This is a genomic window from Microbacterium sp. Root61, assembly GCF_001427525.1.
In the GTDB taxonomy this organism is placed as follows: Bacteria; Actinomycetota; Actinomycetes; order Actinomycetales; family Microbacteriaceae; genus Microbacterium.
The window spans coordinates 280,849-306,167 of the sequence record NZ_LMGU01000002.1; the positions used below are offsets into that span (position 1 = coordinate 280,849).

General features: G+C 70.1%; 20 protein-coding genes. 15 read left to right on the top strand and 5 right to left on the bottom strand.

What is annotated here, in order from left to right; translation table 11 throughout:
• Positions 1–27 precede the first annotated feature (27 nt).
• A complete protein-coding gene (locus ASD65_RS17555; protein ID WP_082561980.1) occupies positions 28–3,735 on the bottom strand; it encodes a multifunctional oxoglutarate decarboxylase/oxoglutarate dehydrogenase thiamine pyrophosphate-binding subunit/dihydrolipoyllysine-residue succinyltransferase subunit in 3,708 nt (1,235 codons plus the stop codon).
• 156 nt (positions 3,736–3,891) lie between these two features.
• Between ASD65_RS17555 and ASD65_RS17560 the strand changes: the two genes are divergently transcribed.
• The 5 genes from ASD65_RS17560 to ASD65_RS17580 all read left to right on the top strand — a co-directional run bounded on the left by ASD65_RS17560 (position 3,892) and on the right by ASD65_RS17580 (position 10,642).
• The gene (locus ASD65_RS17560; RefSeq protein WP_056225756.1) at positions 3,892–5,349 is read left to right on the top strand and encodes a GuaB1 family IMP dehydrogenase-related protein; all 1,458 of its coding nucleotides are present in this window, start codon (positions 3,892–3,894) and stop codon (positions 5,347–5,349) included.
• 24 nt (positions 5,350–5,373) lie between these two features.
• On the top strand, positions 5,374–7,023 hold the full coding sequence (locus tag ASD65_RS17565; RefSeq protein WP_056225759.1) for an amidohydrolase: 1,650 nt from the start codon (positions 5,374–5,376) through the stop codon (positions 7,021–7,023).
• A 96-nt stretch (positions 7,024–7,119) separates the two neighbouring features.
• Positions 7,120–8,454, top strand: coding sequence for a hemolysin family protein (locus ASD65_RS17570; RefSeq protein ID WP_056225762.1), 1,335 nt, complete (start codon positions 7,120–7,122; stop codon positions 8,452–8,454).
• A complete protein-coding gene (locus ASD65_RS17575; RefSeq protein WP_056226443.1) occupies positions 8,447–9,502 on the top strand; it encodes a hemolysin family protein in 1,056 nt (351 codons plus the stop codon). Before ASD65_RS17570 ends, ASD65_RS17575 begins: the two co-directional genes overlap by 8 nt.
• A gap of 39 nt (positions 9,503–9,541) precedes the next feature.
• Entirely contained in the window at positions 9,542–10,642 is a 1,101-nt protein-coding gene (locus tag ASD65_RS17580; RefSeq protein WP_056225765.1) for an epoxide hydrolase family protein, read from the top strand.
• A 57-nt stretch (positions 10,643–10,699) separates the two neighbouring features.
• Here the strand turns inward: ASD65_RS17580 and ASD65_RS17585 are convergent, their stop codons facing one another.
• Positions 10,700–11,764 (bottom strand): NADH:flavin oxidoreductase/NADH oxidase, encoded by a 1,065-nt coding sequence (locus ASD65_RS17585; protein WP_056225767.1) that lies wholly within the window; start codon positions 11,762–11,764, stop codon positions 10,700–10,702.
• A 45-nt stretch (positions 11,765–11,809) separates the two neighbouring features.
• Here ASD65_RS17585 and ASD65_RS17590 point away from each other — a divergent pair, with 45 nt between their 5' ends.
• From ASD65_RS17590 to ASD65_RS17615, 6 genes are all read left to right on the top strand, one after another.
• Positions 11,810–12,652: an ADP-dependent NAD(P)H-hydrate dehydratase gene (locus ASD65_RS17590; RefSeq protein WP_056225769.1), complete on the top strand. Its 843-nt coding sequence runs from the start codon at positions 11,810–11,812 to the stop codon at positions 12,650–12,652.
• Between the two features lie 9 nt (positions 12,653–12,661).
• A complete protein-coding gene (locus ASD65_RS17595; protein ID WP_056225774.1) occupies positions 12,662–13,933 on the top strand; it encodes a glycosyltransferase family 87 protein in 1,272 nt (423 codons plus the stop codon).
• Between the two features lie 17 nt (positions 13,934–13,950).
• Positions 13,951–14,271, top strand: coding sequence for a thiamine-binding protein (locus ASD65_RS17600; RefSeq protein ID WP_056225777.1), 321 nt, complete (start codon positions 13,951–13,953; stop codon positions 14,269–14,271).
• Between the two features lie 135 nt (positions 14,272–14,406).
• Complete coding sequence (locus ASD65_RS17605) at positions 14,407–15,888, top strand: MATE family efflux transporter (protein WP_056225781.1); 1,482 nt, start codon at positions 14,407–14,409, stop codon at positions 15,886–15,888.
• Complete coding sequence (locus ASD65_RS17610) at positions 15,885–17,114, top strand: MFS transporter (RefSeq protein WP_056225784.1); 1,230 nt, start codon at positions 15,885–15,887, stop codon at positions 17,112–17,114. The genes ASD65_RS17605 and ASD65_RS17610 overlap by 4 nt, the downstream gene beginning before the upstream one ends.
• 11 nt (positions 17,115–17,125) lie before the next feature.
• Complete coding sequence (locus ASD65_RS17615) at positions 17,126–17,899, top strand: NUDIX hydrolase (RefSeq protein WP_056225786.1); 774 nt, start codon at positions 17,126–17,128, stop codon at positions 17,897–17,899.
• A gap of 4 nt (positions 17,900–17,903) precedes the next feature.
• On the opposite strand, the gene metX is transcribed toward ASD65_RS17615, so the two are convergent.
• A complete protein-coding gene (metX, locus tag ASD65_RS17620) occupies positions 17,904–19,109 on the bottom strand; it encodes a homoserine O-acetyltransferase MetX (protein ID WP_056225791.1) in 1,206 nt (401 codons plus the stop codon).
• A 104-nt stretch (positions 19,110–19,213) separates the two neighbouring features.
• Between metX and ASD65_RS17625 the strand changes: the two genes are divergently transcribed.
• Complete coding sequence (locus tag ASD65_RS17625; protein ID WP_056225793.1) at positions 19,214–20,161, top strand: hypothetical protein; 948 nt, start codon at positions 19,214–19,216, stop codon at positions 20,159–20,161.
• 62 nt (positions 20,162–20,223) lie between these two features.
• Here ASD65_RS17625 and ASD65_RS17630 read toward each other — a convergent pair whose 3' ends face one another.
• Positions 20,224–21,546, bottom strand: a complete 1,323-nt coding sequence (locus ASD65_RS17630) for a bifunctional o-acetylhomoserine/o-acetylserine sulfhydrylase (RefSeq protein WP_056225795.1) — start codon at positions 21,544–21,546, stop codon at positions 20,224–20,226.
• Between the two features lie 158 nt (positions 21,547–21,704).
• On the opposite strand from ASD65_RS17630, the gene ASD65_RS17635 reads away from it, so the two are divergent.
• Positions 21,705–22,487 (top strand): SDR family oxidoreductase, encoded by a 783-nt coding sequence (locus ASD65_RS17635; protein WP_200948733.1) that lies wholly within the window; start codon positions 21,705–21,707, stop codon positions 22,485–22,487.
• 9 nt (positions 22,488–22,496) lie between these two features.
• On the opposite strand, the gene ASD65_RS17640 is transcribed toward ASD65_RS17635, so the two are convergent.
• Positions 22,497–24,014: an MFS transporter gene (locus ASD65_RS17640; RefSeq protein WP_056225798.1), complete on the bottom strand. Its 1,518-nt coding sequence runs from the start codon at positions 24,012–24,014 to the stop codon at positions 22,497–22,499.
• Positions 24,015–24,086: 72 nt separating this feature from the next.
• On the opposite strand from ASD65_RS17640, the gene ASD65_RS17645 reads away from it, so the two are divergent.
• Entirely contained in the window at positions 24,087–24,605 is a 519-nt protein-coding gene (locus tag ASD65_RS17645) for a phosphoribosyltransferase (protein WP_200948734.1), read from the top strand.
• A gap of 43 nt (positions 24,606–24,648) precedes the next feature.
• Positions 24,649–25,302, top strand: a complete 654-nt coding sequence (locus tag ASD65_RS17650; protein WP_082561998.1) for a uracil-DNA glycosylase — start codon at positions 24,649–24,651, stop codon at positions 25,300–25,302.
• The last annotated feature ends 17 nt before the right edge of the window (positions 25,303–25,319 follow it).

The following is a 25,319-nucleotide window of genomic DNA, read 5'->3' on the forward strand; positions in this document are numbered from 1 at the left end:
TCCCGCGGGATATCGGTCCGCTCTCCGCTACAGCGTGATGGCGGCCTTCATGATCTCGGCGTGCTCGCGTGCGTGCACCTTGGGCGAGCCGGTGGCCGGGGACGCCGATGCGGTGCGCGACACCAGACGGATCGTGCGGTCCTGCAGGTGCTTGACGACCTCCAGCGCGATGAACGGCCAGGCGCCTTGGTTCTCGGGCTCGTCCTGCACCCAGACCAGTTCGGCGTTCGGGTACCGTGCGAGCACGGCGTTCAGCTCGTCGATCGGCGCCGGGTAGAACTGCTCGAGCCGCACGAGGGCGATCTCGGGGTTCGGGTTCTTGTCGAGCTCCGAGCGCAGGTCCCAGTGGATCTTGCCGGCGTGCAGCAGGACGCGCTTCACCGCCGACGCCTCGATGGTGCGGTCATCGTCCAGCACCGGCTCGAACTTGCCGCCGAGGAAGTCCTCCACGGGGCTCGTCGCGCCGCGCAGACGCAGCATCGCCTTCGGGGTGAAGACCACGAGCGGACGACGCGGACGCGCGTAGGCCTGACGGCGCAGCAGGTGGAAGTACGACGCGGGCGTCGACGGACGCGCGATCGTCATGTTGTCCTGTGCGCACATCTGCAGGTAGCGCTCGATGCGGGCCGACGAGTGGTCCGGGCCCTGGCCTTCATAGCCGTGGGGGAGCAGGAGCACGACGCTGGACTGCTGGCCCCACTTCTGGTCGGCCGCCGAGATGTACTCGTCGATGACCGACTGGGCGCCGTTGGCGAAGTCGCCGAACTGGCCCTCCCACAGCACGAGCGCGTCCGCCCGCTCCACCGAGTAGCCGTACTCGAAGCCCATCGCGGCGTACTCGCTGAGCAGCGAGTCGTAGACCCAGAAACGTCCCTGGTTCTCGCTGAGGTTCGCGAGCGGGATCCACTCCTGGCCGTTCGCACGGTCGTGCAGCACGGCGTGACGCTGCACGAACGTGCCGCGGCGGCTGTCCTGGCCGGCGAGGCGCACGGCGGTGCCTTCCAGCAGCAGCGATCCGAAGGCCAGCAGCTCGCCGAAGGCCCAGTCCACGTTGCCGTTGCGGCTCATGTCCAGGCGCTTCTCCAGGAGCTGCTGCAGCTTCGTGTGCACCGTGAAGCCCTCGGGCTTGTTCACGAACGCGTCGCCGATCAGCTGGACGACGTCCCCGCTGACGGCGGTCGTCTCGGGCTCACCGGTGACAGGTTCGTCGGTCGCGCCCTCCGGCACGACCGGCGACGCGCCGGTCTCGGCCGCATGCGTCTCGGCGAACGCGATCTCGAGACGGCCCTGGAAGTCGCGCTTGGCCTGCTCGTACTCGTCCTCGGTGATGTCACCGCGTCCGACGAGGGACTCGGTGTACAGACGGCGAACCGAGCGCTTCGCCTCGATGAGGTTCGTCATGAGCGGTTGCGTCATCGACGGGTCGTCGCCCTCGTTGTGACCGCGGCGGCGGTAGCAGACGAGGTCGATGACGACGTCGCGGTGGAAACGCTCGCGGTACGCGGATGCCAGCTGCGCGACGCGCACCACGGCCTCCGGGTCATCGCCGTTCACGTGGAAGATGGGCGCCTGGATGGTCTTGGCGACATCCGTGGCGTACACCGAGGTGCGGGCATCCTGCGGCACCGTCGTGAAGCCGACCTGGTTGTTGACCACGACGTGGATGGTGCCGCCGGTGCGGTAGCCGCGCAACTGCGACATCTGGAGCGTCTCGACGACGACACCCTGTCCCGCGAACGCCGCGTCGCCGTGCACGAGGATCGGGAGCCACGCGAACGTGCCGATGGGCTTGCGGTCCTGCTTGGCGCGGACGATGCCCTCCAGGACGCCGTCGACGGTCTCCAGGTGCGACGGGTTGGCCGCGAGGAGCACGGGGAGCTCCTCGCCGCGGTCGTCGACGAAGGTGCCCTCGGTGCCGAGGTGGTACTTCACGTCGCCGGAGCCGCTCTTGGAGCCGACCGCGACGGAACCCTCGAACTCGCGGAACACCTGACCGTAGGTCTTGCCCGCGATGTTGGTGAGGACATTCAGACGTCCACGGTGCGCCATGCCGATGGCGGCGCCGTCCAGGCCCGCGAGGGCTGCGCCCTGCAGGATCTCATCGAGCAGCGGGATCAGGGACTCGCCGCCCTCGAGGCTGAAGCGCTTCTGCCCGACGTACTTGGTCTGCAGGAAGGTCTCGAACGCCTCGCCCTCGTTGAGCTTGCTCAGGATGCGGAGCTGCTCGTCGTGACCGGGCTTCTGGTACTTGACCTCGACGTTGGCCTGGAACCAGCGACGCTGCTCGGGGTCCTGGATGTGCATGTACTCGATGCCGATGGTGCGGCAGTACGAGTCGCGCAGGACGCCGAGGATGTCGCGCAGCTTCATCTGGCGCTTGCCGCCGAAGCCGCCCGTGACGAATTCACGGTCGAGATCCCAGAACGTGAGGCCGTGCTCTTCGATCTCGAGGTCGGGGTGTGTGCGCTGCACGTACTCGAGGGGGTCGATGTCGGCCATCAGGTGTCCGCGGACGCGGAACGAGTTGATGAGCTCCTGCACGCGGGCGGTCTTGTCGACGCGCTCGGCCAGGTCGACGTTGATGTCGGCGGCCCAGTGGATGGGCGCGTACGGGATGCGCAGCGCCGCGAAGATGCCGTCGTAGAAGCCGCGCTGCCCGATGAGCAGCTCGTGCACCTTCTTGAGGAACTCGCCCGAGCCGGCACCCTGGATGACGCGGTGGTCGTAGGTGCTGGTCAGCGTGATGGTCTTGCCGATGGCCAGCTCGTTCAGCGTCTTCTCGCTGGCGCCCTGGAACTCCGCCGGGTACTCGAGGGCGCCGGCGCCGACGATGCAGCCCTGACCCTTCATCAGACGCGGCACGGAGTGGACCGTGCCGATGCCGCCCGGGTTGGTGAGCGAGATCGTGGTGCCCTGGAAGTCGGCGGCCGTGAGCTTGTTGGCACGGGCACGCACGATGAGGTCTTCGTAGGACGTGAGGAACTCGCCGAACGTCAGCGTGTCGGCGCGCTTGATGCTGGGGACCAGCAGCGCGCGCGATCCGTCGGGCTTGGGGACGTCGATCGCGATGCCGAGGTTGACGTGCGCGGGAGCGACGACGGACGGCTTGCCGTCGACCTCGGCGTAGAACACGTTCTGGCTCGGGAACTCCTTGAGCGCCTGGATGAGGGCCCAGCCGATCAGGTGCGTGAAGCTGACCTTGCCGCCGCGGGTGCGGGACATGTGGTTGTTGATCACGATCCGGTTGTCGATCATGAGCTTCGCCGGAACCGTGCGCACGCTGGTCGCGGTCGGGACGGTCAAGGATTCGTCCATGTTCGCGGCCAGGGTCTTGCTCATGCCGCGCAGCGGGGTGACGGCGTCGGCATCGGCGTCGCCGGTGTCGGCGGCCGCCGGCGGAATCACCTTCGGGGCCTGCGCCGGGATGGGCTGCGGCGCCGCCGGCTTGGCGGTCGTGCGCGCCACGGGCTGGGCGCCGATGACCGGGATCGGTGCGGTCACCGGGTGGGCATCGGATGCCGCAGGCGGTGTCGTCGCGGCGGCTGTCGGCGGTGCCGACTGATCGGCCGGGGCCGTCACCTTCACGGGCTGATATGCCTCGAGAATCGGCCACCAGGCCTTGTCGACGGAGTTCTTGTCTGTCGTGAACTGCTCGTAGAGTTCATCGACGAGCCATTCATTGGCACCGAACTCTCCTTCGCTCGAAGTCCCGACGCCCGGCACCTGGCTCGACACGCTCGATCGCCTGCTTTCATCAATGAAGAATTGGGGAGAATACGCGTGTTGCGGATCGACGACGCGCACGACTGTTAAGCCTAACCCAGTTTGACCGGTCCTCCCCGGCGCCGAGGGACCTCACCACGGATGATCTCGAATGGTTACCTTTACTAGGTGGAGTTCTACGGAAATCAGCCCGATGTCGATCTGACCTACTCGGACGTGTTTCTCGTGCCGCGACGATCGTCGGTCACGAGTCGTCTCGACGTCGACCTGTCGCCGGGTGACGGCAGTACGGCGACCATCCCGCTGGTCTCCTCCAACATGAACTCGGTCACGGGCGCGCGGCTCGCGGCGACCCTCGCCCGGCGCGGCGGCCTCGGTGTGCTGCCGCAGGACATGCCGCTCCAGGAGTTGGACGCCGCCATCCGCTGGGTCAAGGCGCAGCCCGTGCCGTGGGACACCCCGATCGTCCTTCCCCCGGAGGCGACGGTCGCCGACGCCGCGCGACTGCTGCCCGCGACCGAGGGCCACGGCATCGTGGTGGCAGACGCGACCGGCGACAAGCTCTCGATCGAGGACGTCCACGGCGTGGTGCCGGCGATGCGCCTGGGCTCCGCCCTGCCCGATGCGCGGCTGGGCGACCTCGCCCGTGGGCGCGTGGCGTCCATCGACGCTGACGACGTGCAGGACGCCCGACACGCGTTCGACCTGATCGTCGCCGCCGAGACCGAGATCGTGTGCGTCCTGCACCACGGTTTCGTGGTCGGCACCCTGTCGCGCCGCAGCGCGTTGCGCACCACCCTCTACCGTCCCGCCGTCGACGCGTCCGGGCGACTCATCGTCGCCGCCGCGGTCGGCATCAACGGCGACGTCGCCTCGAAGGCCCGCGCGCTGGCGGCCGCGGGCGTGGACGTCCTGGTCATCGACACCGCGCACGGACATCAGGAGGGGATGCTGCGCGCCCTGCGCGAGGTATCCGCCCTCGACCTCGGGATCCCGCTCGCCGCCGGCAACATCGTCACCGCGGAGGGCGTGCACGACCTCGTCGCCGCGGGCGCCGACATCCTCAAAGTCGGCGTCGGACCGGGCGCCATGTGCACCACCCGCATGATGACCGCGGTCGGGCGGCCGCAGTTCTCCGCCGTCCTGGAGACGGCCGAGGCCGCCCGGGTGATGGGCGCCCACGTGTGGGCCGACGGCGGAGTGCGCTACCCGCGCGACGTCGCGCTCGCGCTCGCCGCGGGCGCGGCATCCGTCATGATCGGCTCGTGGTTCGCCGGCACGATCGAAGCGCCCGGTGAGCTGCAGGTCGACGCCAGCGGGCGGGCCTACAAGGAATCGTGGGGGATGGCCTCGACCAAGGCCGTGCACGAGCGCTTCGGACGCCTCGATCCGTACGCACTGGCGCGCAAGGAGCTGTTCGCCGAGGGGATCTCGTCGTCGAAGATCTACCTGGACCCGCTGCGTCCCGGCATCGAGGACCTGCTCGACATGATCACCTCGGGCGTGCGCTCGTCGTTCACCTATGCCGGCGCCGCCACGGTCGCCGAGTTCCACGAGCGTGCCCGCGTCGGGCTGCAGTCCGCCGCGGGGTACGAAGAGGGCAAGGCGCTGCCCGTCAGCTGGTGACCCGGTCCGCCCTAGGCTGACCGCATGACAGAGGCTCAGCAGTTCGCGGATCGCGTGTTCTTCGGCTCGGTGCTGACGATGGAGGATGCCGCGCCCACGGCGTCGGCCGTCGCGGTGCGGTCCGGCCGGATCCTGGCGGTCGGCGAACGGGCCGAGATCGAGGCGCTGGTCGGCCCGGACACGAAGGTCGATGAGCTCGGCACGAGCGTGCTGCTGCCCGGGTTCATCGAGGCGCACGGGCATCCTCTCGCCGAGTCGGTGCTGCTGAGCCCGAGCATCCTCGACATCCGTCCGGTCGTGGTCGCCGATGCGGCCGACGTGCTCGCACGCCTGGCCGACGCCATCCGCGGCTCGGGGCCGGAGGGGGTGTACGCCAACGGCTGGGACCCGCTGCTGCAGGTCGGGCTGCCGGAGCCCACCCGCGCCTGGCTCAACGGCCTCGCCGATGACCGGCCGGTCGCGATCCTGCACAACTCCGGTCATACGGCCTACTTCAACGACGCGGCGGCGGCCGCGTGCGGTCTCACCCGCGACACTCCCGACCCGGTCGGGGCATCGTACGGGCACGACGCGAACGGCGACCTCGACGGCAGCGCCAAGGAAGCCGCAGCGGTGATGACCGTCTTCGGTCCGGCGATGAGGATCACGCCGGCGGACTCGCTGGAGCAGCTGCGCGCCGAATCCGAACGACTCAACGCCGCCGGGATCACCACGGCCGCGGAGATGGGGTTCGCCGAGTCATCGCGCCCCGCGCTCACCGCCGCCGCGGCGGCCGGGGCGCTGACCGTGCGCATCCGCATCTACGAGATGTCCGACCCGCAGCTGCGCAGCCTCTCGCACCCCGGGCACGGCGACGAGCTGGTGCGCCAGGTGGGCATCAAGCTGTGGGCCGACGGCTCGCCGTGGGTCGGCAACATCGCCGCATCCTTCCCGTACCTCGACACTCCGGCCACCCGCTCGATCGGACTCGAGCCGCACCACCGCGGACCCGCCAACTACACGACCGCGCAGATCGAGGAGATATCCGACGCCTACTTCGCCGACGGCTGGCAGCTGGCCTGCCACGTCCACGGCGACGACGCCGTGGACTCGGTGCTGGATGCCTGGGAGCGCGTCACGGCGCGGCATCCGCGCGCTGACCACCGGCTGCGGCTCGAGCACGTCGGGGCGATGCGCGCCGACCAGTTCCGGCGTGCGGCATCCCTCGGCGTCACCGCGAGCGTGTTCGTGGACCACCTGTACTACTGGGGCGATGTCCTTGTCGACGACCTGTTCGGACCGGAGCACGGTGCGACCTGGGCGCGCGCGGGGTCGGCGCTGGCCGCCGGCCTGCGGATCTCGTTCCACAACGACGGCCAGGTCACGCCGCCCGAGCCGCTGCGCAACATCGAGATCGCCGTGACGCGCCGCAGTCGGTCGGGGCGCATCCTCGCCCCGGAGGAGCGCCTCACGGTGGCCCAGGCGCTGCGCGCGCAGACCATCGACAGCGCGTACCAGCTCTTCTCGGACCACGAGATCGGGTCGATCGCGCCGGGCAAGCTCGCTGACTTCGTGGTGCTCGCGTCCTCCCCGTTGGATGCGGATGCCGCGGCCGAACCCGCCGGCAGCATCGCCGGCATCCCGATCCTGGAGACGATCCTCGGCGGGGTGACGGTCTTCCAGGCGCACGCCTGATCACCTGCCGTAGACTTGTCGCACAATGGACGACCCTCCTAGTTGCAGACCCTCGCCCCACCGCTCCGCCCCTGCTTCGAAGGGGGGTGATGCTTGATGGAATTCGTCATGCTGGGCGTGGGGCTTCTCCTCACCGTGGGAACGGGACTCTTCGTCGCGAGCGAGTTCGCGCTGGTCAATCTCGACCGCGCAGACCTGGAAGCGCGACGCGACAAGGGCGAGACCCGACTCGCGCTGACGATCAGCGCGCTGAAGATTACCTCGACCCACCTCTCCAGCGCGCAGCTGGGCATCACGCTCACCACGCTGCTCACGGGCTATGCCATGGAGCCCGCGCTCTCGAGCCTGCTGCGCCCAGTGCTGACCGGATGGGGCGTGCCGGAGGCGGCCGTCTCGCCGATCGCCGTGTTCATCGCGATCACCGTCGCGACGGTGCTGTCGATGATCCTCGGCGAGCTCGTCCCGAAGAACTTCGCACTGGCGCTCCCGCGCCAGACCGCCAAACTGGTCCTGCCCTTCCAAGTGGGCTTCACGGCGGTCTTCCGCCCCGCGATCACGGTGCTCAACGGCAGCGCCAACGGTGTGCTGCGCATGATCGGCATCGAACCGAAGGAGGAGCTCTCCGGTGCGCGCACCGCGGAGGAGCTCTCCAGCCTCGTGCGTCGCTCGGCCAGCGCCGGCGTCCTCGAGGAGGACACCGCGTCGCTCCTGAACCGCAGCCTCACGTTCTCCCGCCTCAGCGCTGCGGACGTCATGACGCCGCGCCCCAGTGTGCACGCGCTCGCGGCCGGCGACAGCGCGGATGACGTCATCCAGCTCGCTCGTCGCACCGGCCACAGCCGCTTCCCGGTGTATGACGACTCGATGGACGACATCGTCGGCATCGTGCACCTCAAGGCGGCCGTCAGCGTGCCGCGCGACCGTCGCGCCGACGTGCCCGTCGCCGCGCTCTCCAGCGACCCCCTGCGGGTGCCGGAGGCGGTGCATCTGGACACCCTGATCGCCGAGCTCCGCGCCCGCGGCTACCAGATGGCGATCGTGGTCGACGAGTACGGCGGCACCGCCGGTGTGGTCACCCTCGAAGACCTCGTCGAAGAGATCGTCGGCGAGGTGCTCGACGAGCACGACCGTCGTCGCGCCGGGATCGTGCGCTTCGAAGGCTCCGTCACGCTGCCGGGCGACCTTCGTCCCGACGAGGTGCTGGATCGCACCGGCATCCGCGTTCCCGAGGGCGATGTCTACGACACCGTCGGCGGGTATCTGATGAGCGTGCTCGAGCGCATCCCGGTGGCCGGCGATGTGGTCGAGATCGACGACGGCACCCTCACGGTGCAACGGATGGACGGCCGGCGCGTGGATCGGGTGAAGTTCACACCCACGAGCACCCCGATGGATGCCGCGACCACCGAGGCGGGTGAGCGCGATGAGTGACTGGGCCGGAATCGCATGGCTGGTCGTGCTGCTGATCGTCAACGCCTTCTTCGTCGGCGCGGAGTTCGCCGTCATCTCGGCGCGCCGCTCGCAGATCGAGCCGCTCGCCGAGCGGGGCTCGCGCGCCGCCAAGACCGCGCTGTACGCGATGGAGCACGCGACGCTCATGCTGGCCACCAGCCAGCTGGGCATCACGATCTGCTCGCTGCTGATCCTGAACGTCTCCGAACCCGCGATCCACCACCTCCTGGCGGGTCCACTGGGACTCACCGGACTCCCCACCGCCGCGGTGGACGCCATCGGCTTCATCGTCGCGCTGCTGGTGGTGTCGTACCTGCACGTCGTCTTCGGCGAGATGGTGCCGAAGAACCTCGCGTTCTCGGTGCCCGACCGCGCCGTGCTGATGCTGGCGACACCGCTGGTGTGGGTCTCGAAGGTTTTCCACCCGGTCATCGTCGCGCTCAACTGGATCGCCAACAGCATCCTGCGGCTGTTCCGGGTCGAGCCGAAGGACGAGGCGGCCTCCACCTTCACCCTGGATGAGGTGGCCACGATCGTGAATCAGTCGCGCATCGAGGGCGTGCTGGATGACGCGGCCGGAACGGTCGCGGCGGCGGTCGAGTTCACCGACAAGAAGGCGAAGGACATCGCCGTGCCGCTGGCCGACCTGGTCACGCTTCCCGAGACGGTCACCCCGGACGAGATCGAGCGCGCAGTCGCGACGCACGGCTTCTCGCGCTACGTGATCGTGGACGGCGAGGGTGTGCCGGTGGGCTACGTGCACCTCAAGGACATCCTCCGCGCGGCAGAAGGCCCGGGCAGCGCCACCGAGGTGGCCAGGTCCATCCCGGCGAAACGGATCCACCTGATGGTGCCCGTGATGGAGTCCACAGACCTGGAGGACGCCCTCGCGCTGATGCGCCGGGCCGGGCGCCACCTCGCGCAGGTGCGCGACCAGGACGGCGCCACCACCGCCGTGCTGTTCCTGGAGGACATCATCGAAGAGCTCGTCGGCGAGGTGCAGGACGCGACACGGCGCCGCCGTTGAGGTTCCGGAAGGCGGTCATCCACTCGCTAGCGTGAGGGGATGACCGCCTTTCGCATCGACGTCCCGCAGGAGCAGCTCGACGACCTGCAGATCCGCCTCGACCGCGTGCGCTGGCCGGACGCCGTCGCCGACGGCGACGACTGGTCGTGGGGCACCCCGCCGGCGACGATGCGGGTGCTGATGGACCGCTGGCGCGACGGCTACGACTGGCGGGCCACCGAGCGGCGCCTGAACGCCGCCGAGCAGCACCTCGTCGAAGTCGACGGATGCGGTATCCATGCCGTGCGCGCCGGCACTCCAGGGGCGACCCCGCTCCTGCTGCTGCACGGGTGGCCGGACTCGATCCTCCGGTTCGAGAAGGCGCTGCCCCTGCTGGCCGACCGCTTCGACATCGTCGTGCCCAGCCTGCCCGGCTACGGTTTCTCGCAGCGCCCGGCCGTGCCGGGGATGGGCCCGGCGCGCGTGGCGGACCTGCTGACCGGGCTGATGGACGGCTTCGGCTTCACCCGATTCGGCGTGCACGGGGCGGACATCGGCAGCACCATCGCCGAGGCGATCGCGCGGAACGCTCCGGGCCGGGTGATCGGCCTGCACCTGGGCGATGTGCCGCCGTGGCGACGGGCGGGCGTCGATCCCGACACACTCTCTGCCGAGGAGACCGCCTACTTCGCCGAGGTCGCGGAGTGGTTCGGCACGGAAGCCGCGTACCTGATCCTGCAGCGCACCAAGCCGCAGACCCTCGCGTACGGGTTGACGGATTCGCCCGTCGCGCTCGCCGCCTGGTTCGTGGAGAAGTTCCGCGGCTGGAGCGACTGCGACGGCGACGTGTTCACGCGCTTCACGCCGGACGAGCTCATCGACAACCTCATGGTCTATTGGGTCACCGGCACCGCGGGATCGGCCGCGCGCTACTACCGGGAGGCCGCGGCCGGCCCCGGGGGAGACCCCCGCGTGCGTCTGGCCGTGCCCACCGGGTTCGCGAGCTTCCCGTTCGACATGATCCGCGCGCCCCGCGGCTATGCCGAGCGCTTCTACGACGTGCGGCGGTGGACGGAGCCCGCCCGCGGCGGGCACTTCGGACCGTGGGAGGAGCCGGAGCTCTTCGCCGCCGAGGTCCGCGCGTTCTTCGACGAGGTGTAGTGAGAAGCCCGAATGCACCGGGCTCAGCGGCCGAACCGGCCCAGCGATCGAACCGACTCAGCGCCGGGCGCGGAGGTACTGCTTCGGCCAGTAGTCGATGTCGGCGGCGAGCTCGGCGGACGCCCGCAGCGCGAAATGCGGGTCCCGCAGCCATTCGCGTGCGGCCAGGATGACGTCCGCCTCACCTGCGGCGAGCACCTGCTCGGCGTGCGCGGCGTCGGAGATGAGCCCGACGGCGCCGACGGGCAGCCCGGTGGCCCGGCGCACCGCGGCGGCGAACTCGACCTGGTAGCCGGGGAACGGCGTGATCTGCTGGTGCGCGACGAGGCCACCGGTGGATACGTCGAAGAAGTCGGCTCCGCGCTCGGCGGTCCATGTCGCGACCTGGGCGACGTCGGAGACATCGAGTCCGCCCTCGGCCCAGTCGGTCGCCGAGAAGCGCACGATGAGCGGCGTCCGGGGCGCGGCGTCCCGCACCTGCGTGACGATACGCAGCAGCAGGCGGGCGCGGTTCTCCAGGCTGCCGCCGTACTCGTCGGTGCGCAGGTTCGACAGCGGCGAGAGGAACTGGTGCAGCAGGTAGCCGTGCGCGGCGTGGATCTCGAGCACGTCGAATCCGGCGGCGATGGCGCGCTCGGCGGCCGCGACGAAGTCCGCGACGACGGCGTCGATGCCGGCGAGATCCAGCGCCACGGGCTCGGCGTAGCCGTCGAACGCCACCGCGGAGGGGGCGACGGTCGGCCAGCCGCCCTCGACGACGGGCACGCTGCCTCGGTGACCGGAGAACGGCGACCACGTCGAGGCCTTACGGCCGGCGTGGGCGAGCTGCACGCCGGCGAGGGCGCCGCGCGCCTGGATCGCCGTCACGATCGGTGCCCACGCGTCGCGCTGCGCGTCGGTCCACAGGCCGGTGTCGTCGGGGGAGATGCGTCCCTCCGGCGAGACCGCGGTCGCCTCGGCGATGACGACGCCCGCGCCGCCCGAGGCGAACTGCGCCAGATGCGTGTGGTGCCACTCCTGCACGAGACCGTCCACCGCGCTGTACTGGCACATCGGGGCGACCCACAGGCGGTTGCGCGCGGTGACGCCGCGCAGCGTCAGGGGGGAGAACAGCAGGGTCATCGAGGGCTCCGAGCGGGGTGTTTCGCGGGCCAGTATCGTGAGGGCATGGCCGAGCTGTGGGGTGCGACGGACGCGGGACGCGTACTCCGGATGCCAACGGCCGCCGACGACAAGTATTCCCGTGGCGTGCTGGGCATGCGAACCGGATCGACCCGCTACCCGGGTGCCGCGGTGCTCGGTGTCGAGGCCGCGTGGCGCACCGGCATCGGCCTGGTGCGCTACCTCGGCCCGCCCGCACCCACCGATCTGGTGCTGAACCGCCGTCCCGAGACCGTGACGGTCGACGGTCGTGTGCAGGCCTGGGTGATCGGGTCGGGCACGGATCCGCAGGACAGAGCGGATGCCGAGACCGCCGCACTGCGCGGCATCCTCTCCGGCGCCGTGCCCGTCGTGGTCGACGCCGGCGCGCTCGATCTCGCGGTGGGCGCGACGGCGCCGCGCATCCTGACCCCGCACGATCGCGAGCACGATCGGCTCCGGGCGGCACTCGGACTGCGCGCGGTCGGCGCCTCCCGGGAAGATGCGGCTGTGGAGACCGCTCGTGCGCTGGGCGCCACCGTGCTGCTGAAGGGCTCCGTGACGATCGTGGCCGACGCCGACGGATGGATCGCCCACGTGGCATCGGGCACCCCATGGCTGGCGACGGCCGGCACGGGCGACGTGCTGGCCGGTGCCATCGGTGCGGTGCTCGCGGGTGCCGCAGCGGGTGCCGGCGGACCGGTGCACCTCGGTCGGGTCGCCGCGACGGGCGCCTGGCTGCACGGCCGCGCCGCGACGCTGTGCACGCAGGCCGCGGTAGGCGGGGCGGGGACGGGGCCGATCACGGCACTGGATGCCGCCGGGTACTTGCCGCGGGCCGTGGCCGAGGTGCTGCGGGCATCGCCCTAGACTCGGAGGGTGTCGAGGCGGGCGGTCCTGTGGGTGGCGTTCGTCGTCGTCCATGTCGGCGTCGCGCTGTTGGGCTGGTTCCTGCCGAACGCCCCGATGGGGGATGTCTACCTCGTCTACGAACCCTGGTCGAGTGCCGCACTCAGCGGCGGCATCGTCAACGGGGAGAACGTCGGCATCGTCGGTCTGACCGTGCCGTGGGTCTATCCGCAGCTGGCGTTGCTGCCGATGGTGCTGGCTCAGGCGCTCGCCTGGATCGGCGGCGGCGGGGTCTTCGCCTACATCATCGCGTGGGCCGTGCTGGTGACCATCGCCGACGCGCTCGCGTTCGCGATGCTCGTCGGGCGCGGCCGAGCGACCGGCCGCACGGTCGCCGCGTGGTTCTGGCTCGCCCTCATCGCCATGCTCGGACCGGTCGGCATGTATCGACTCGACGGCCTGACCGTGCCGCTCGCGATCGCCGGCTCGCTGTGGCTGGTCGGCCGCCCCTGGATCGGCGCCACTCTCCTCGCGATCGCCACCTGGATCAAGGTCTGGCCGGCTGCGCTGATCGCCGCCGCCGTCATCGCGGTGCGCCGTCGGCTCGCCGTGCTCGGCGCCGCTGTGGCGGTCTCGGCCGTGACGCTGGCGGTGGTGATCGCCTCCGGGGGCGGTGCCTACGCGTTCGGCTTCATCGGCGACCAGACCGGTCGCGGACTGCAGATCGAGGCGCCGATCAGCACCGTCTACATGTGGCGCAGCGCACTGCTCATGCCGGATTCGGCCATCATCTACGACCCGGACATGCTCACCTTCCAGGTGACCGGCCCGCTGCTGGACGTCGTCATCGCCGTGATGACGCCCGTGCTCGTGCTGGCCGTACTCTCGGTCGCGGCGCTCGGCGCGTACAAGGCATGGCGCGGCGCCTCGTTCGTGCGGCTGTTCCCGCCGCTCGCGCTCGGCCTCGTGCTCGCCTTCATCGTCTTCAACAAGGTCGGATCGCCGCAGTACATGACGTGGATCATCGCGCCGCTCGTGGTCGGCCTCGTGATCGACCGGCGGCGCTGGTTCACGCCGGCCGCCCTCGGGCTGGGCATCGCGCTGCTGACCCAGGCGATCTACCCCCTCACCTACGACGGCCTCATGCTGATGTGGCCTCAGGTGTTCCCCGTCGTGCTGCTGACGATCCGCAACATCCTGCTGATCGTCCTGTTCGTGTGGGTGGTGATGCGCCTCGTGCAGGTGCCCGCCCACCGCCGGCAGGCCTCACCTCATCGCGCAACCGCCGTCTCGGCGCCCTGACCCCCACAGGAGGCCTCATGCTGATCGCATTCTCCGTCGCTCCCAGCGGCACCGGAAACGTGGACGGGTCGGTGCACGATGCCGTCGCCGCAGCGGTCCGCGTCGTGCGCGACTCGGGCCTGCCGCACCGCACCACCTCGATGTTCACCGAGGTGGAGGGGGAGTGGGACGAGGTCATGGATGTCGTGCGCCGCGCCACCGACGCGGTGATGCCGTTCGGGTCCCGCGTGTCGCTGGTGCTCAAGGCCGACATCCGGCCCGGCTTCACCGGGGAACTCGACGCGAAGGTCGAGCGGCTCGAAGCGGCGATCGACGACGCGGCACAGCAGTCCGACTGATACTCGGCCCGTCCGGTCGAGCCGATCTCCATCTCGTCTTGGCAGAAATCGAATCGATTCGATAGAATGATGGGCTGGTGCTGAACGTGGCGCCGCTGTCTTCGGTCCGCACTCTCTGTTCTGCGAGCACTTCTCATGGCCACTTCCCTGACCACAGGGCGCCCCTGGCGCGTCATCCTCACCTTCTCCGTACCCCTGCTGATCGGCAACATCGTCCAGCAGATGTACCAGTTCGTCGACGCCATCGTCGTCGGAAGACACCTCGGCGTGGAGTCGCTGGCCGCCGTCGGCGCCACCGGCAGCCTGCTGTTCCTGCTGCTCGGCTTCGCCTGGGGACTCACGAGCGGATTCGCAATCCCCACGGCGCAGGCTTTCGGTGCGGGGGACCACCCGGCCGTGCGCCGCTCGGTGGCCGCGGGCGCGGTCCTCACCGCCATCACCAGCGTTCTGCTGACGGTGATCGCGCCGCTGATCGCCGCGCCGGTCCTCGAGCTGATGAAGACACCGCCGGAGCTCATGGCCGAGGCGACGATCTTCACCCAGGTGAGCTTCATCGGCGCGGGCGCCATGATGTTCTTCAACTTCCTCGCGGCGATCATCCGCGCGATCGGCGATTCCCGCACGCCCCTGGTGTTCCTCACCCTGGCCTGCGTGCTGAACATCGGTCTCGTCATCCTGATGGTGGGGCCCCTGGCCTGGGGCGTCGCGGGTGCGGCGTGGGCGACGGTCATCTCGCAGGCCGTCTCGGTGCTGCTGTGCCTCGAGTACGTCCGCCGGCGCGTTCCCGTGCTGCACCTGCGCCGGGCCGACTGGCGCGTCACGCGTGCCGACCTCGCGGAGCACCTGCGACTCGGTCTGCCGATGGGCTTCCAGGCGTCGATCATCGCCATTGGAACCCTCACGGTGCAGATCGCGCTGAACACGCTGGGCACCGACGCGGTCGCCGCGTACACCACGGCATCCCGTGTCGACGGGATCGCGGTGGCCATGCTCTCCTCGCTCGGCCTGGCCGTGTCGATGTACGCCGCACAGAACCTCGGCGGGCGCCGCCCCGACCGCATCCGCAAGGGTGTCGTGCAGGCGATCTGGATCTCGCTGGCGGCGGGCGCCGTGATCGGTGCCGTCATCATCGCCTTCGGCGTGCCGATGGTCCGCCTGTTCATCGGTGATGGATCCGACGAGGTCGTCGATCTCGCGCACCTCATGCTCGTGGTCAACGGCGCGACCTACTGGGCGCTGGGCGTGCTGTTCGTCGTGCGCGGGGCCCTGCAGGGGCTGGGCTACACCCTCATCCCGACCGTCACCGGCATCGTCGAACTGGCCATGCGCATCTCGGCGGCGATCGTCCTTGGCGCGATGTTCGGCTTCATCGGAGTCGCGCTGAGCAATCCGCTGGCGTGGCTGGGGGCGATCGCGCTCCTCCTGCCCGCGTACGTGCGTGCGCATCGCAAGCTCGGACGGATGCCGGTGGAACCGGTGGAGATGACACTCACCACCCCCATCCCCGTGATCGGCCCGACCGACGGCTCGATGACCGTCGACGCGGTCGTGACCTCGCCGATCCCGGTGGTGTCGCCGAGCCGACGCCGGCGCACCGCACGCAAAGTCGACGCGTGACGTCCGCAACGCCGTCGCGGTCTGCCGCGAGATGGGCGCTCCTGTCGCTCGCCATCGGCAGCTTCGGCATCGGCATGACCGAGTTCGTGATGATGGGGCTGCTGCCTGACGTCGCGTCCGACCTCCTCCCTGACGCCGCGAGCCCTGAGACGGCCATCGCCCAGGCCGGCTGGCTGATCAGCCTGTACGCGCTCGGCGTCGTCATCGGCGCTCCGACGATCGCCGGATCGGTGGCGCGTTTCCCGCGACACCGCGTGATGATCACGCTAGCCGTGGCACTCACCCTGTTCAACGCGCTGACCTTCCTCGCCCCGACGTTCGAGATGGTCGCGGCATCCCGCTTCCTCGCGGGCCTCCCGCACGGCGCCTACTTCGGGATCGGCGCGCTCGTCGCAGCCGACGTCCTCGGGCCGGGCAACCGGGCCAAGGGGGTGGCCTACATTCTCACCGGCCTGACCATCGCCAACGTGGTGGGGGTGCCGCTGGGCACCTTCCTCGGCCAGCAGTTCGGCTGGCGGTACGCGTTCGTGATCGTCGCGGGGATCTTCGCCCTGGCGACGGTGTGCATCGGGTTCTTCGTGCCTGCGCATCCGGGGGACCCGGGGCGGACTCTGCGCGCCGAGCTCGGGGTGTTCCGCATCGGACAGGTCTGGCTGACGCTGGGTATCGGCGCGATCGGCTTCGGCGGGTTCTTCGCGGTCTACAGCTACGTCGCCCCGCTGATCACCGAGGTCTCCGGGTCGCCGGAGTGGGCCGTGCCGATCGTCCTGGTCGTGATGGGCATCGGGATGACGATCGGCAACCTCGTGGGCGGGCATCTCGCCGACCGCGATCTCAAGGGCACGCTGATGTGGGGTTTCGCGGCCCTGGCCGTCGTGCTGGCCGGCGTCGGGATCAGCGCGCCGTGGCTCATCGCCCTCATCCTCTTCATCTTCGCGACGGGGTTCATCTCCGCCGGGCTCAGCCCGTCGATCCAGACGCGGCTGATGGACGTCGCGCACGACAACCAGTCGATCGCCGCCGCGCTGAACCACTCCGCCCTGAACATCGGCAACAGCATGGGGGCTTTCGTCGGCGGGCTCGTGATCGCCCTCGGGTGGGGTTTCGCGGCTCCGCCGTGGGTCGGCGCCGCCCTCGCCCTGGGTGGCCTGGCCATCACGGCGGTGAGCTTCCGCGTGGAGGCTCGGTCGGCGGCGCGTCGTGCGGTGAGTGCCACCGCGGCCTAGAGTCGGTCTCGATGGACGACACGACACCGGGCGAGACGAACGCCGCACGCACGTTCCGAGAACTCGCCGACGCGTTGGGTGAGGCTCGTCCTCGCACCGACGCGGATGCGCACGACCCCGCCATCCCGGTCGCCGCGACCGTCATCCTGCTGCGCGACACGGACGCAGGCCCGGAGGTGCTTCTCATCGAGCGCCCCGATCGTGGCTCGTTCGCCGGCGCCTGGGTCTTCCCGGGCGGCAAGGTCGAGGCAGCGGATCGGATCGGTCTGCCTGCGGATGCTGCGGAAGAGACCGTCGCGCGCGTCGCGGGCGTGCGCGAGACCCTCGAGGAGGTCGGGCTCGTCCTCCCCGAGGACGCCCTGACCACCCTGTCGTGCTGGGATCCGCCGCCGGGTGCGCCGCTGCGTATCCGCACATGGTTCTTCCTCGCCCCGGTGCCCGAGGGCGAGCTCCTCCTGCAGCAGGCGGAGGCCATCGCCTCCCTGTGGGTGCGGCCGAGCGAGATGCTCGCCCGGCATGGACGGGGCGAAGTGCTGCTCTACCCGCCCACCTGGGTCACCCTGCACGGGCTCTCGGATCAGCCGGACGTCGCCACGACGCTCGCCGAGGCCCGGCTGGCCGGCCCGGCGTCCTTCCACACGGCGGTGCGATCCGGGCCGGTGGGGCCCGTCTTCTACTGGGCTGAGGATGCCGAGTACGCCGCCGACCGCCAGGACGAGGCATCCGGGGCCCGTCACCGCCTCGAAGCGGGCGCGCTGCCCTGGACCTACGTCCGCACGCCGTAGCGCGTCAGGGCTCCAGCAGTCGCCGCAGGTGCCTGCCGACCTCGTGGGTCTCGATGAGGAACCCGTCGTGGCCGAAGTCGCTGGTCAGCACGACCGCCTCGTCACCGTCGAGGGTGTTCGGGATGCTGCGCGCGATGCGGTGCTGTCCGTCCACGGGGAAGAGCCGGTCGGTGTCGATGCCGAGCACGAGCGTCGTCGCGGTGACGCGCGCGAGCGCCTCTTCCACCCCACCGCGGTCGCGGCCCACGTCGTGCGAGTTCATCGCCTCGACGACGCGGATGTAGGCGTTCGCGTCGAAGCGGCGCGTGAACTTGTTGCCGTGGAAGTCCAGATACGACTCGACGGCGAACCGGCCGCCGTGCCCGAGCGGGCTGACGCCGGACTGCCAGGAGCGCTGGAAGCGCTGGTTCAGCTCCGTGGGGGAACGGTAGTTCAGCAGCGCCATGCGCCGGGCCAGGGCCAGCCCGCGGTGCGGCCCGTCGCCGGCGTCGGCGTCGTAGTACTCGCCGCCCTGGAAACGAGGGTCGATCTGGATCGCCTCGAGCTGCACCGAGTTCAGAGCGATCTGGTCGGCCGTGTTGGTCGGCGGCGCGGAGAGGACGGCGGCGCGCAGGACGCGATCGGGTAGCCCGACGGCCCACTCGAGGGCGTGCATGCCACCCATCGAGCCGCCCACCACGGCGGCCCACACGTCGATGCCGAGGGCATCGGCCAGACGCGCCTGCGCGGCGACCTGGTCGCGGATCGTGACATATGGGAAGCGTGCGGCCCACTCGTAGCCGTTGGGGGCGATGCTGGCCGGTCCGGTGGACCCCTGGCAGCCGCCGAGCATGTTCGGCGCCACCACGAACCAGCGGTCGGTGTCGATCGGCGCACCGGGTCCGACGATGTCGTCCCACCAGCCGGCGGTGGGATGCCCGGGACCCGCGGGGCCGCGGACGTGGCTGTCGCCGGTGAGCGCGTGCAGGACGAGCACGGCGTTGTCGCGCGCGGCGTTGAGCTCGCCCCACGTCTCGTACGCGACGCGGATGCTGGGCAGCTGCTGCCCGCCCTCGGTGCGGAACGAGCCGAACGAGGCGAAGTGACGGTCGCCGGCCGGGTCGCCGTCGCGCCAGGCTCCCGTGACCGGGGGGCGCCCGAGCAGGGAGCGCGCGTCGGCCTCCGTCACCGGTGCCGAGGGCACGGTGTCTTCGGAAGTCTGCCAGTCCATACGACCATTCTCCCGTGTTCCGGGGAGCACCCCGGTGTTGTTACGCCTCGGGGGCGTTTCGCGGCAGTCGACGCGTGTCGGAGCGGGGGAGTACGGTGCACTGCGTGGACACGATCGAATACCTGCTCGAGGGCGATCCCGCGATCCGTTGGCAGGTGATGCGGGATCTGACGGATGCCTCGTCCGACGAGGTTGCGAAGGCGCGCTCCCGGGTCGCGCACGAGGGATGGGGGGCCCGGCTGCTGGCGGAGCAGGCGGCAGACGGCTACTGGGACGGCGGGGTGTATCGCCCGGGGTGGGTCGATGAGGATCGGCCGTTCTACGACGCCTGGACCGCGACGCATCCCTCGCTGGAGTTGCTGCGGCACTACGGGGCCGACCCGGACGATCCGCTCGTGCAGGAGGCGATCGGTCGCGTGCACGCGAATGTCCGCTGGAACTACGCCGACGAGCCGTACTTCGACGGCGAGGTCGAACCGTGCATCAACGGCGGCGCGCTCGCCGTGGCCGCGTACTTCGGTCAGGACGGCAGTCCGATCGCCGCGACCCTGCTGCGCACCCAGCTCCCGGACGGCGGGTGGAACTGCTGGGACGAGGACGGAACGAGCGCGTCCTCGCTGCACTCCACCCTGTGCGCTCTGGAGGGCCTGTGGGAGTGGGAGAGGGCGTCGGGCACGAGCGTCGATGTGACGACCGCGCGGCTCCGCGGCGAGGAGTATCTCCTGCAGCGGCGGCTGCTGTGGCGCGTCTCGACCGGCGAGATCATCGACCCGCGCTTCGCGATGGCCTCCTTCCCGAGCCGGTGGTACTACGACGTGCTCCGCGCCCTGGACTACTTCCGTCTCGCGCGGCCGGAGGGCGACCCGCGGTGCGCGGATGCCGTCGCGCTGGTCCGCGGCAAGATGCTGCCGACCGGACTGTGGGTGCTCGAGAACAACCACGAGGGGCCGACGCTGTTCAGCATGGACGGGGAGGGCGAGGGCTACCCCAGCCGGTGGGTCACACTCAGGGCTCTTCGGGTCTTGCGCTGGTGGGACGCGACCACGGGGTGATGCGGTGAAACGACGGATGCCCCGACCCTGAGGTCGAGGCATCCGTTCGATGAGGCGGTGGATCAGGCGCGCGCGGCCTCGGAGACCTTGCGCGCGGCGGCGAGCGCCTGCTCGAGGTCGGCGATGAGGTCGGCGATGTTCTCGATGCCGACGGACAGTCGCACCAGTCCGGGGGTCACGCCCGCGGTGAGCTGGGCCTCGGGGCTCAGCTGTGCGTGGGTCGTGGATGCCGGGTGGATCACGAGGGAGCGCACGTCGCCGATGTTGGCGAGATGGCTGAACAGGTCGAGGCTGTTCACGAACTCGCGACCGGCTTCGACGCCGCCCTTCAGCTCGAACGAGAGCACCGCGCCGACGCCCTTCGGGGCGTAACGGTTCGCCGCGGCATACCAGGGCGACGTGGGCAGTCCCGAGTAGTTGACGGTGGCGACATCCTCGTGGTTCTCGAGCCACTCGGCGATCTCCTGGGCGTTCTGCACGTGACGCTCGACACGCAGCGACAGCGTCTCGATGCCCTGCAGGAGGAGCCAGGCGCTCAGCGGGGCGATCGCCGCACCGAGGTCGCGCAGCAGCTGGACGCGCGCCTTGATGATGTAGGCGAGGCCGTCACCGACCGCGGTCGTGTAGCTGGCGCCGTGGTACGACGGGTCGGGCACGGTGAGGCCGGGGAACTTCTCGACGTTCTGCGACCAGGCGAACTTGCCGCCGTCGACGATGACGCCGCCGATCGTGGTGCCGTGGCCGCCGAGGAACTTGGTGGCGGAGTGCACGATGATGTCGGCGCCGTGCTCGAACGGCTTGATGAGGTACGGCGTCGCGATCGTGTTGTCGACGATCAGCGGCACGCCGCTCTCGTGCGCGGCATCGGCGACGGCGCGGATGTCCAGCACGTTGATCTTCGGGTTGCCGATGGTCTCGGCGAAGAACAGCTTGGTGTTGGGGCGCACGGCGGCGCGCCACTCCTCGGGGTCGTCCTGGTTCTCGACGAAGGTCGTCTCGATGCCGAGCTTGGCCAGCGTGTACTTGAAGAGGTTGTACGTGCCGCCGTAGATGGAGGAGGAAGAGACGATGTGGTCGCCGGCTTCGGCGATGTTCAGGACCGCGAAAGTCGTCGCCGACTGGCCGCTGGAGAGCAGCAGGGCGCCGGTGCCGCCTTCGAGAGCGGCCACGCGCTGCTCGACGACATCCTGCGTCGGGTTCTGGATGCGCGTGTAGATGTTGCCGAACTCGGCCAGGGCGAAGAGGTTCGCGGCGTGGTCGGCGTTGTCGAAGACGTACGACGTGGTCTGGTAGATCGGCGTCGCGCGGGCCTTCGTGACCGGGTCGGGCGCAGCGCCCGAGTGGATCTGCTTGGTCTCGAAACGCCAGTTCTCGGGTGCGGACATGACTCACTCCTGCGGGTATCGGGGCCGCGCGGCGGGTTGTTGCGGCTTCTGCGAGAGTACGGATATCGGCGCCTTGTCAACAACGAAGGGGTCATGTTACGTAACCTGCGGCCGATCGGGAGGGGCTTGCGGGGTCGGCGTCTGGGTAGCCTGGAGCCATGAGCAGACGCGCGGTGGTCACGGGAGCGAGTTCGGGAATCGGCGAAGCCACGGTGCGGACGCTCCGCGCCGCGGGCTGGGACGTCGTCGGGGTCGCCCGTCGGGCCGAGCGATTGGAGCAGCTCGAGGCCGAGACCGGGGCATCCGTCTTCGCCGCCGACCTGACGCAGCAGGCGGATGTCGACGCGCTGGCCGCGTGGCTGGCCGAGACCGGCCCCGTGCACGCTGCGGTCATGGTCGCCGGTGGCGCGCGCGGCACCGACCGGGTGGAGGACGGGTCGGCCGACGACTGGCGCTGGATGTTCGAGATCAACGTGCTCGCGACCCAGCGGGTGATCGCGGCCTTGATGCCCCAGCTGCGGGATGCCGCCGCCGCCGATGGTCACGCCGACACGGTGTTCGTCACGTCGACGGCCGCGTACACGCCATATCCGGGCGGGTCGGGCTACAACGCGACCAAAGCCGGGGAGTCGATGATCGCGCACGTGCTGCGCCTCGAGCTCAACGGGGAGCCGATCCGCGTCATCGAGGTCGCGCCCGGCATGGTCTTCACGGAGGAGTTCACCCTCAACAGGCTCGGAGGCGACGCCGACGCCGCCGACCGCGTGTACGAGGGCGTCGAGGCGCCGCTCGTCGCGCAGGACGTCGCGGACGTCATCGGCTACGCCCTGAACGCCCCGGCGCACGTCAACCTCGACTACATCGCGATGCGGCCCGTGGCCCAGTCGGCCCAGCACCTCCTGGCGCGCGGTCCGCTCCGCGTCCGCAGCACCCAGGACTGACCCCCGGGCTCAGATCATCGGGTCGATGACCGGCGCGGCGGTCTCGGCGGCGGTATCCGTCTCCTGGTCCTCGGGCAGCGTGTCGCCGAACGCGACCTTCGGAACGAAGAACAGCAGCACCGCTGCCAGGAAGCCGCCGGCGGCGCAGATCGCCCACACGGTCAGGTAGCCGCCGAGGGATGCCGCGGTCTGGCTGGCAACTGTGCCCGCACCGGCGGCGAGGACTACACCGAAGACCGCGGACGAGAACGTTCCGCCGATCGTCTTGGTCGTATTGGTCAGGGCCGACGAGATGCCGGTCTGCCCGCGCGGAGCCGCCGCGGCGGCCGCCGCAGGCAGCGCCGCGACGAGGGCCCCGGAGCCGAGCCCGGCGATCATGAGGTTCATCAGCACCTGCCACAGCTCCAGGTGGAACGGGATGAACAGGGCGTACCCGACACCGACGAGGGCGGCGGCGCCGATCAGGATGACGCGGGGATTGCCGCGACGCGAGGTCACGGCGAACAGCACGGCGCCGATGATGAGCGAGACGAGGTAGATGCCGATCACGTTCGATCGATCCGTCGCATCCAGCCCGAGGCCGTACCCGAGCGAGCTGTCGGTGCCGGCATACGTCGACAGCGGACCCTGCGCGCCGAGCAGGCTGATGCCGACCAGGAACGCCGTCGCCTGCACGGGCCACATCTCCGGCCGCCGCAGCACGCGGATGTCGACCGCGGGATCGGGCTGGCGCAGCTCGAACCAGACGAACCACGCGAACACGATCAGCCCGAGCAGGATGAGCGGCACGACGATCGCGGCGCCGGGTCCGTCCGGGAGTCGCATGAAGGTCAGCGCACTGGTGATCAGCAGCAGACCCAGCGCGAGGATGACGAAACCGCCGGTGTCGAGCTTGCGACCGGGGAGCGGCTCGGACTCGGGCACACCGAACCAGATGACGAACACGATCGCGGTGACCACAACCGCGGGCACCATCAGCGCGGTGGTGATGTCGCCGCCGTTGGCCGCGAAGATGCGGCCGGCAGCGAGGGCGCCGATGATGGCACCGGCCTGCAGGCCGACCACGAGCAGACCGGCGGCCCGGCGGGTGGTCGAGACGCCGCGCGACTGCGTGCGCCCGCGTTCGAAGATGAGCGCGATCTCCAACGGCAGCCACACGACGTAGAAGCCCTGCAGCGCCCAGGCGAACAGGAACGACCAGAAGTCATCGGCGAACACCAGCCACCAGCTCGCACCGGCGGTCATGATCGCGGCGCCGAGCAGGATCTTCTTGTGCCCGTACATGTCGCCGAGCTTGGCGAGCACGGGCAGCACGAGCGCCGACAGCAGCAGCTGGGCCGCCTCGAACCAGTTCACGTCGGAGTCGTGGATGCCCAGATGCACCACGATGTCGCTGAGCAGCGGTACGTAGTACCCCTGGAGGATGCCGCTGGTGAGCTCGACGAGCACGAACCAGCCGATCAGACCGGCCGTGATACCGAGGGACGAGCCGCGAAGTCGATCGGCGGCGGCAGATGCGCGTGACACGAGGGTGAGAGTAACAGTTCGAAGCCTGAGGGCAGACGTGCCGGACGTAGGCTTGTGGAAACGACCGAAAGGATGCCGGTGACCGGTCAGCGCGAGCAGCTCACATGGGACGCATTCGGAGAGGCGACCCGTCAGATGGCGCGCGCCGTGCTCCGGGACGGATTCGAACCCGAGGTGGTCGTCGCGATCGCCCGCGGTGGTCTGCTGCCCGGGGGAGCTATGGCCTACGCGCTCGGCGCGAAGAACTGCGGCGCGCTGAACGTCGAGTTCTACACGGGCATCGGCGAGGTCCTGGATGCACCCCTGGTGCTGCCTCCGGCCCTGGACATCACCTACCTGTCGGGTCGACGGGTGCTTCTGGTGGACGACGTCGCCGACAGCGGCCGCACCCTGGCGCTCGCCGTCGAACTGCTGCGCACCGCCGGCGCCGACGTGCGCTCGGCCACCATCTTCACGAAGCCGGGATCCATCGCGATGCCGGACTACTCGTGGAAGGAGACCGGGCTGTGGATCGACTTCCCGTGGTCGTTCCAGGGCACCGTCCGCGAAGAGGACGCCGGCATCGCCGCCTCGGGTGCCGCCGGAGTCTGACCCAGTGGTTCTGACCCTCACGCAGCTGGTGGATGCCGGGCTGATGGATCCGGGATGGGCGGAGGCACTGGCCCCCGTTGCCCCGGACATCGCCGCCCTGAGCGACCGGCTCCGCGCCGAGACCGCGGCCGGGCGCGAGTACCTGCCGGCGCCCGACCGTGTTCTCCGCGCCTTTCAGCGCCCGCTCGACGACGTCAAGGTGCTCATCGTCGGACAGGACCCGTACCCGACGCCGGGGCATCCGATCGGGCTGGCGTTCGCGGTCGACCGGCACGTGCGGCCGCTCCCGCCCAGTCTCCGGAACATCTACAAGGAGCTCGACGCCGATCTCGGTATCCCTCCCGCCGCGCACGGCGATCTGGCCGCCTGGAGCGATCAGGGCGTGCTGCTGCTGAACCGCGTGCTCACCGTCGCTCCGGGCGATGCCGGTTCGCATCGCGGGTGGGGCTGGGAGAAGGTAACGCAGCACGCGATCCGCGTGCTCGCCGCGCGTGACCGGCCGCTCGTGGCGATCCTGTGGGGGAAGGATGCTTCGAACCTCCGCCCGTGGCTCGGAGAGACGCCCATCGTGGAGTCGCCGCATCCATCGCCGCTGTCTGCGCGTCGGGGGTTCTTCGGATCACGGCCGTTCTCGCGTGCCGACGACCTGCTCGTGGAGCAGGGCGCGACTCCCGTGGATTGGCGACTTCCGGCGTGAGCCGGGCTAGGATTTCC

Excerpts from the sequence above, each read along its gene's own strand:
- ASD65_RS17645 (WP_200948734.1), top strand. The coding sequence starts at position 24,087 with ATGCCGGTGACCGGTCAGCGCGAGCAGCTCACATGGGACGCATTCGGA.
- metX (WP_056225791.1), bottom strand. The coding sequence starts at position 19,109 with ATGGACTGGCAGACTTCCGAAGACACCGTGCCCTCGGCACCGGTGACG.
- ASD65_RS17590 (WP_056225769.1), top strand. The coding sequence starts at position 11,810 with ATGGCCGAGCTGTGGGGTGCGACGGACGCGGGACGCGTACTCCGGATG.
- ASD65_RS17615 (WP_056225786.1), top strand. The coding sequence starts at position 17,126 with ATGGACGACACGACACCGGGCGAGACGAACGCCGCACGCACGTTCCGA.
- ASD65_RS17630 (WP_056225795.1), bottom strand. The coding sequence starts at position 21,546 with ATGTCCGCACCCGAGAACTGGCGTTTCGAGACCAAGCAGATCCACTCG.
- ASD65_RS17600 (WP_056225777.1), top strand. The coding sequence starts at position 13,951 with ATGCTGATCGCATTCTCCGTCGCTCCCAGCGGCACCGGAAACGTGGAC.
- ASD65_RS17650 (WP_082561998.1), top strand. The coding sequence starts at position 24,649 with ATGGATCCGGGATGGGCGGAGGCACTGGCCCCCGTTGCCCCGGACATC.
- ASD65_RS17605 (WP_056225781.1), top strand. The coding sequence starts at position 14,407 with ATGGCCACTTCCCTGACCACAGGGCGCCCCTGGCGCGTCATCCTCACC.
- ASD65_RS17585 (WP_056225767.1), bottom strand. The coding sequence starts at position 11,764 with ATGACCCTGCTGTTCTCCCCCCTGACGCTGCGCGGCGTCACCGCGCGC.
- ASD65_RS17575 (WP_056226443.1), top strand. The coding sequence starts at position 8,447 with ATGAGTGACTGGGCCGGAATCGCATGGCTGGTCGTGCTGCTGATCGTC.
- ASD65_RS17635 (WP_200948733.1), top strand. The coding sequence starts at position 21,705 with ATGAGCAGACGCGCGGTGGTCACGGGAGCGAGTTCGGGAATCGGCGAA.
- ASD65_RS17565 (WP_056225759.1), top strand. The coding sequence starts at position 5,374 with ATGACAGAGGCTCAGCAGTTCGCGGATCGCGTGTTCTTCGGCTCGGTG.
- ASD65_RS17580 (WP_056225765.1), top strand. The coding sequence starts at position 9,542 with ATGACCGCCTTTCGCATCGACGTCCCGCAGGAGCAGCTCGACGACCTG.
- ASD65_RS17570 (WP_056225762.1), top strand. The coding sequence starts at position 7,120 with ATGGAATTCGTCATGCTGGGCGTGGGGCTTCTCCTCACCGTGGGAACG.